Raw genomic sequence first — 6,716 nt, forward strand, 5'->3', positions numbered from 1 at the left:
TCAAGCGAACAGCTTCTGCAGCCGGGTGATCCCCTCGACCAGGTCGTCGTCGCCGAGTGCGTAGGAGAGCCGCAGGTAGCCGGGCGTGCCGAACGCCTCGCCCGGGACCACGGCCACCTCGGCCTGCTCGAGGATGTACTCGGCGAGCTCGGCCGAGCTCTCGATCACCCGTCCGCCGTACCTCCGGCCGAGCAGGCCCTTCACCGAGGGGTAGGCGTAGAACGCGCCCTCCGGCGTCGGGCAGACGACACCGTCGATCTCGCCCAGCATCGACACGATCGTCTTCCGGCGCCGGTCGAACGCCGACCTCATCTCGTCGACGGCCGACAGGTCGCCGGTGACGGCCGCGAGCGCCGCTCGCTGGGAGACGTTCGAGACGTTGGACGTCGCGTGGGACTGCAGGTTGGCCGCGGCGGCCGCGAGGTCCTTCGGTGCCAGGATCCAGCCGACCCGCCAACCCGTCATCGCGTAGGTCTTGGCGACCCCGTTGACCACGACGGTGTGGTCGGCGAGGAACGGGCAGAGCACGGGCATCGACCCGGTCTCGACGCCGTCGTACACCAGGTGCTCGTAGATCTCGTCGGTGAGCACCCAGAGTCCGTGGTCCTCCACCCACCGCCCGATCGCACGGATCTCGTCGGCGGTGTAGACCGCTCCGGTCGGGTTGGACGGCGAGACGAAGAGCAGCACCTTGGTGCGGTCGGTGCGGGCCGCCTCGAGCTGCTCGACGGTGACCTTGTACCCCTGGGTCTCGTCGGCCAGCACCGGCACCGCGACGCCGCCCGCCAGCTGGATCGCCTCGGGGTACGTCGTCCAGTACGGCGCCGGCACGATCACCTCGTCGCCCGGGTCCAGCATCGTCCCGAACGCCTCGTAGATGGCCTGCTTGCCACCGTTGGTCACCACGACCTGGCCGGGCTGCACCACGAGGCCGCTGTCACGCCGGGTCTTGTCGACGATCGCCTGCTTGAGCTCGGGCAGGCCGCCGGCAGGGGTGTAGCGGTGGTTCCGTGGGTCGCGGCAGGCCTCGACCGCCGCCTCCACGATGTACGCCGGGGTCGCGAAGTCCGGCTCACCCGCACCGAAGCCGATCACCGGGCGGCCCCCGGCCTTCAGCGCCTTCGCCTTCGCATCCACCTTGAGCGTGGCCGACTCGGCGATCGCGCCGATACGGTCGGACACCCGGCGCTGGCGGGGGCTGCTGGTGGTGGAAGGTGCCTCGGTCATGAGGCCCATCGTAGGGGCGCTCGCGAGTTCGACTCGCCTCCGGCCGCCGGGTAGAGTTCGAGAACGGTGGTTCTCCCCAAGGCTTTGCCATGCCCACGCTGCGCGCTTCACGGTGGCGGGCGGTGGGTCCTGGAGATCCGCCCGTGGGTCCATCCGTGGATCCATACAGGGCACTAGCTCAACTGGCAGAGCATCGGTCTCCAAAACCGAAGGTTGGGGGTTCAAGTCCCTCGTGCCCTGCGGGAACGAACAGCCAGAACCAGACCAGAGCGGTCGGCCAGCCGGGCCGGCCGCGAGACCAGGAAGAGGTGGCGCAGGTGGCGGGAGGCAACGCGGTCCGGTCACGCGACCGGCGTACCGAGCGCACCGGACCTGTCCTGTTCTATCGACAGGTCATCGCCGAGCTGCGGAAGGTGGTCTGGCCGACCCAGCAGCAGCTGGTCACCTATTTCTTCGTGGTGATGGTGTTCGTGGCGTTCATGATGGCGCTGATCTCCGGGCTCGACCTGGGCATCGGCAAGCTGGTCTTCTGGCTGTTCAACGGCCGGTCCTCGAGCTGAGGTTGGGAGCAGGAAACGTGTCGCAGTACGACGACATCGAGCAGGACGGCACTCCGGAGGAGGTCTCTGCGCGAGCGGATGCGCCGGCGGACGCCGAGGTCGAGAACGAGCCGACCTCCGATGCGGCCGACGAGCCGACGGAGGCACCGAGCGACGACTCCCCGGTAGAGTCGGTGGAGTCCGCGGAGTCGACGGACGTGCCGGTGGAGGAGCCGGTCGCCGGCGAGCCGGACGAGGTGACCGCGGAGCTCGAGGCAGAGGCTGAGCCAGCCCCCGCCGACGCCGCTGCGGTGGACTTCTCCGCCGAGCCGGGGGAGCCGACGAGCGGCGCGACCGACGAGAGCGATGCCTCGGTCGACGAGCCGACCGACGAGCTCACCGACGGCACCCTGGTGGAGGAGGTCGATGCGGACGACGAGGCCCTCGCAGACGACCCGCTGGAGGAGTTCCGCCGCGAGCTGTGGGCCAAGCCCGGCGACTGGTACGTCGTCCACACCTACTACGGCATGGAGAACCGCGTCCGGCAGAACCTCGAGAACCGCATCGTCTCGCTGAACATGGAGGACTACATCCACGAGATCGTGGTCCCCACCGAGGAGGTCGCGGAGATCAAGAACGGCCAGCGCAAGATGGTCAAGCGCACCGTGCTTCCCGGCTACGTGCTGGTCCGGATGGACCTCACCGACGAGTCGTGGGCTGCCGTCCGGCACACCCCCTCCGTGACCGGCTTCGTGGGCCAGGCCCATCAGCCGGTGCCGCTGAGCATGACCGAGGTCGAGAACATGCTCGCCCCGACGATCGTCGCCCCGACCGAGACGCCCGCCGGCGCCGCTGCCGGCGGTGGCACCGCCACGGCGACCAAGAAGGCCGTCGAGGTCGCCGACTTCGGTGAGGGCGACTCGGTGATGGTGGTCGACGGCCCGTTCGCCACGCTGCACGCGACGATCACCGAGATCAACGCCGAGGCCCAGCGGGTCAAGGCCCTGGTGGAGATCTTCGGCCGGGAGACCCCGGTGGAGCTCAGCTTCTCGCAGGTTCAGCGCGTGTGAGTCCGTGCCTCTGCGAGCTCGCTCGCAGAGGCACGGACTCACAACCGCGCGAGGTCGAGCGAGCGCGCGGCTGAGCCTGCGAAGCCGCGACCGCGGGTCGAGACCCCTGTGACCAGAACGCTGGGAGACTCGACGGGTCGGTGAATTAGGCATCTCGGGCGTGACCGACCAGAATGGTCCGGTTGCCCGGGCAACACCGCAACAACCAGGTGGCAGAGCCGGTCCGGCTCGCGACGACCACGACGTACGACACGAAGGACACCCAGAGGAATGCCTCCCAAGAAGAAGATCGCCGCGCTGGTCAAGGTGCAGCTGCAGGCGGGTGCCGCGACGCCGGCGCCGCCGGTCGGCACCGCGCTCGGTCCGCACGGCGTGAACATCATGGACTTCTGCAAGGCGTACAACGCCCAGACCGAGTCCATGCGCGGCAACGTGATCCCGGTCGAGATCACCATCTACGAGGACCGCTCGTTCACGTTCATCACCAAGACGCCGCCCGCGGCCGAGCTGATCAAGAAGGCCGCCGGCCTGCAGAAGGGCTCCGGCGTGCCGCACAAGGAGAAGGTCGGCCGGCTGACCAAGGACCAGGTCCGCGAGATCGCGACGACCAAGATGCCCGACCTGAACGCCAATGACATCGAGGCCGCCATGAAGATCGTGGAGGGCACCGCCCGCTCGATGGGCGTCCGCACCGACTGAGAGAGCCCCTGGCCCGAGCTTGGGAGGCCAGGACGAGGCTCGAAGGTCGCGTCTCGAGACCGAGTCCGGTGACAACACCGATCCAACCCGTGGCAGGGCCGCGCTGGCCCGATGACCACATCTTCCGAAAGTAGGAACACCATGCAGCGCAGCAAGACCTACCGCGCGGCGGCAGAGTCGTTCGACAAGGACGAGATCTACTCGCCGTACGCCGCGATCAAGATCGCCAAGGACACCAGTAAGAAGAAGTTCGACGAGACCGTCGACGTCGTCATGCGCCTCGGGGTCGACCCCCGCAAGGCCGACCAGATGGTGCGGGGCACCGTCAACCTGCCCCACGGCACCGGCAAGACCGCCCGCGTGCTCGTGTTCGCGGCCGCGGACAAGGCCGAGGCCGCCCGTGAGGCCGGCGCCGACGTGGTCGGCGGCGACGAGCTGATCGAGAAGGTGAACGGCGGCTGGCTCGACTTCGACGCCGTCGTCGCGACCCCCGACATGATGGGCAAGGTCGGCCGCCTCGGCCGCGTGCTCGGCCCCCGCGGCCTGATGCCCAACCCGAAGACCGGCACCGTGACGCCCGACGTCGCGAAGGCGGTCTCGGACATCAAGGGCGGCAAGATCGAGTTCCGCGTCGACCGCCACGCCAACCTGCACTTCATCATCGGCAAGGCCTCGTTCTCCGAGCAGCAGCTCGCGGAGAACTACGCCACCGCGCTGGAGGAGGTGCTGCGGCTGAAGCCCAGCAGCTCCAAGGGTCGCTACCTCCGCAAGGTCACCGTGTCGACGACCATGGGCCCCGGCGTCCAGGTCGACCCCAACCGCACCCGCAACGTCGCGGCCGCCGAGGAAGGCTGAGAAGCCCCGGTACGTCGAAAGGCCCGGCCACCATCAGTGGCCGGGCCTTCCGCTGTCTGAGGGGTCGCTCTACTCGACGTACACGCGCTCGTCGACGAGCTTCTCGGTGACGACGTTGCCGTCCGCCTCGAACCGGCCCTGGTCGAACCGCTTCTTGAACTCGATCTCGGCGCCGCCGCTGCCGGAGCGGTTCTTCTCGACCGTCACGACCGACCAGTCCTTGAAGTTCTCGGCGTTCGCTCCGCCGTACATCAGGTGGTGGCGGGCGACGATGTCGGACTTGGTGCCCAGGATCAGGACGACGTCGGGCTCGTAGGAGAGCGCGGTCGAGCCACGCATGTGACGGGTTCGCATGCGGGCGCCGGGCTCGAGGCCCTCGTGGTCCATCGCGGCGACCGCGAAGACCGGCGCGTCGAACTCGATGGCGACGTCCTTGAGCTGCTCGGTGATCCGGGTGATCCGCTCCTCCTCTCCGAGGTCGCTCAGAGGCGTGGCGACCTTCTGGAGGTAGTCGACGACGATCAGCGGCGACTCACCGGTGCTCCCCATCACCTTCTTGATCGTGTCGTTGATCTCGGTGATGTCGGTGTGGGTCGCCGTCGAGCGGTGCACGACCAGCCGATCGGCGTACTCGCTGACGTTCACCAGCGCCTGGGTGCCGATCCCGCTGCGGGTCGAGGCCATCCGCTCGAGCAGACCCCCGGTGCCGCCGGAGGTGCCTTCGAAGATCGCCCGCACCTCGCTGAGGCTGGGCGCCTCGTACGGGTCGATCTCGCCGCCCTCCATCGCCACCAGACGCTGGGTGAGGGCGTCGGCCTCGAGCTCGTAGGAGAAGAACACGGCCGAGCGGCCGGCCTTCACCGCGGCGCGGGCCGCCTGCATGGCGAACATCGTCTTGCCCTGGCCTTGGGGGCCGGCGATCAGGTTCAGGGTCCCGGAGCGGAAGCCACCGCCGATCGCCTCGTCGAGGAGGGGGAAACCCGTCGGCCAGAGGCGTACGCCGCCGTCAGGGCTGCGCAGCCGGCTGTCGGCGCGTTCGAGGACGGCCGACAACGAGGTCAACTTGTAGTCCATGGGGAAGATTGGAACACGGATCGGCTCCGTCCCGGCAAAGATCCGGGAAAACAGGACGCCTCTGGATCAGACCACCTGGCCCGTTGTGCCCAGTGGCGTCATAGATGGGGGGAAAGCGCGTCCCGATACCTAGGACCGTACCCCTAGGTCGTCGCGATCAGGGGTGTCTTCGGCCCGAATTTACCTATTCCCTGCCACGCTCGGGCGGAACCTCGGAAGCCCCGCCGAAGCCTGGTCGAGGCCCAGGGCGCGTCACGGGGTCTCGGCGCGCTCGCGCGACCTCGGCTCAATTTGGCCACGGTCCCTCGGGCGCCGTAGTCTCGTCCCTCGTAACCAGAGACCGCTGGTCGTCGTGCCTGCTCCTGCAGACGCGATCGAAGGTCCCGCGAGATGCGGGCGGCCCGCGCAGGTGACAGAGCGGTACCCCGGCCACAACGGTCGCGGTGCGATCCACGCCCTGGGCCTGCGCCCGGGGCGTTCGTCGTGTCGGGGATGTTCGTGCAGGGGTCTCGCCCATCGGAAGGAGACCCATGGCGCGGGCAGAGAAGCAGGCCGCCGTCGCGGAGATCGTCGACTCGTTCAACGATGCCGCCGGCGCTGTACTGACCGAGTACCGCGGTCTCACCGTGAAGCAGCTGCAGGAACTGCGGCGCTCCCTCGGTGCGAACGCCCACTACGCCGTGGTCAAGAACACGCTGGCCAAGATCGCCGCGAAGGACGCGGGGATCGACGGCTTCGACGACCTCCTGACCGGTCCGACCGCGATCGCCTTCATCCAGGGCGACGTCGTCGAGGCCGCGAAGGGTCTGCGTGACTTTGCCAAGGCCAACCCCACCCTGGTCATCAAGGGTGGCGTCCTGGACGGCAAGCCTCTCGACGCCACCGAGGTCGCCAAGCAGGCCGACCTCGAGTCGCGTGAGGTGCTCCTGGGCAAGCTGGCGGGCGCGATGCTCGCCTCGCTGAGCCAGGCCGTCTACCTGCTCAACGCCCCGCTCGCCCAGGCCGCCCGGCTCGCCGGTGCGCTCCAGGCGAAGCGGGCCGAAGAGGGGGAGGACCCCTCAGACCTCAACGCAGGTGGGGCCGGCACGCCGGCTGCCGCCGAGGAGGAACCGGCCGCCGAGGCCGAGGCCCCCGCGGACGAGGTGACCGAGGCCCCTGCCGACGAGGCCACCGAGGAGCCCGCTCCGGCCGGGACCGAGGCAGCCGCCGACGCGGAGGCCACCGCCGCCTCTGACGAGAGCGACACCGCGGA

At 69.1% G+C, this 6,716-nt stretch carries 7 protein-coding genes and 1 tRNA gene; 6 read left to right on the forward strand and 2 right to left on the reverse strand.

The genetic code is table 11. From position 1 onward, the window contains the following. Positions 1-1,227 carry a pyridoxal phosphate-dependent aminotransferase gene (locus tag VGK78_RS01335; RefSeq protein WP_331525453.1) on the reverse strand — a complete coding sequence of 409 codons (1,227 nt, stop codon included), beginning with the start codon at positions 1,225-1,227 and terminating at the stop codon, positions 1-3. A 167-nt stretch (positions 1,228-1,394) separates the two neighbouring features. On the opposite strand from VGK78_RS01335, the gene VGK78_RS01340 reads away from it, so the two are divergent. From VGK78_RS01340 to rplA, 5 genes are all read left to right on the forward strand, one after another. Continuing rightward, positions 1,395-1,467 (forward strand) — tRNA-Trp (locus VGK78_RS01340). Positions 1,468-1,544: 77 nt separating this feature from the next. Next, the gene (secE, locus tag VGK78_RS01345) at positions 1,545-1,787 is read left to right on the forward strand and encodes a preprotein translocase subunit SecE (RefSeq protein ID WP_331525454.1); all 243 of its coding nucleotides are present in this window, start codon (positions 1,545-1,547) and stop codon (positions 1,785-1,787) included. A gap of 173 nt (positions 1,788-1,960) precedes the next feature. Then, complete coding sequence (gene nusG / locus VGK78_RS01350) at positions 1,961-2,836, forward strand: transcription termination/antitermination protein NusG (RefSeq protein WP_414690616.1); 876 nt, start codon at positions 1,961-1,963, stop codon at positions 2,834-2,836. A gap of 270 nt (positions 2,837-3,106) precedes the next feature. Next, entirely contained in the window at positions 3,107-3,535 is a 429-nt protein-coding gene (gene rplK / locus VGK78_RS01355; RefSeq protein ID WP_331525455.1) for a 50S ribosomal protein L11, read from the forward strand. A gap of 141 nt (positions 3,536-3,676) precedes the next feature. Further along, the gene (gene rplA, locus VGK78_RS01360) at positions 3,677-4,390 is read left to right on the forward strand and encodes a 50S ribosomal protein L1 (RefSeq protein WP_331525456.1); all 714 of its coding nucleotides are present in this window, start codon (positions 3,677-3,679) and stop codon (positions 4,388-4,390) included. Positions 4,391-4,459: 69 nt separating this feature from the next. Here the strand turns inward: rplA and VGK78_RS01365 are convergent, their stop codons facing one another. After that, positions 4,460-5,464 carry a DnaB-like helicase C-terminal domain-containing protein gene (locus VGK78_RS01365; RefSeq protein WP_331525457.1) on the reverse strand — a complete coding sequence of 335 codons (1,005 nt, stop codon included), beginning with the start codon at positions 5,462-5,464 and terminating at the stop codon, positions 4,460-4,462. Between the two features lie 530 nt (positions 5,465-5,994). Between VGK78_RS01365 and rplJ the strand changes: the two genes are divergently transcribed. Further along, on the forward strand, positions 5,995-6,716 hold a 722-nt coding region (gene rplJ / locus VGK78_RS01370), incomplete at its 3' end, for a 50S ribosomal protein L10 (protein ID WP_331525458.1).

The organism is Nocardioides sp., from assembly GCF_036503465.1.
Taxonomy (GTDB): domain Bacteria; phylum Actinomycetota; class Actinomycetes; order Propionibacteriales; family Nocardioidaceae; genus Nocardioides.

What these genes read in the sequence shown, in the direction of transcription:
- VGK78_RS01365 (WP_331525457.1), bottom strand. Translation starts at nt 5,464, where the DNA reads ATGGACTACAAGTTGACCTCGTTGTCGGCCGTCCTCGAACGCGCCGAC.
- VGK78_RS01335 (WP_331525453.1), bottom strand. Translation starts at nt 1,227, where the DNA reads ATGACCGAGGCACCTTCCACCACCAGCAGCCCCCGCCAGCGCCGGGTG.
- rplA (WP_331525456.1), top strand. Translation starts at nt 3,677, where the DNA reads ATGCAGCGCAGCAAGACCTACCGCGCGGCGGCAGAGTCGTTCGACAAG.
- rplK (WP_331525455.1), top strand. Translation starts at nt 3,107, where the DNA reads ATGCCTCCCAAGAAGAAGATCGCCGCGCTGGTCAAGGTGCAGCTGCAG.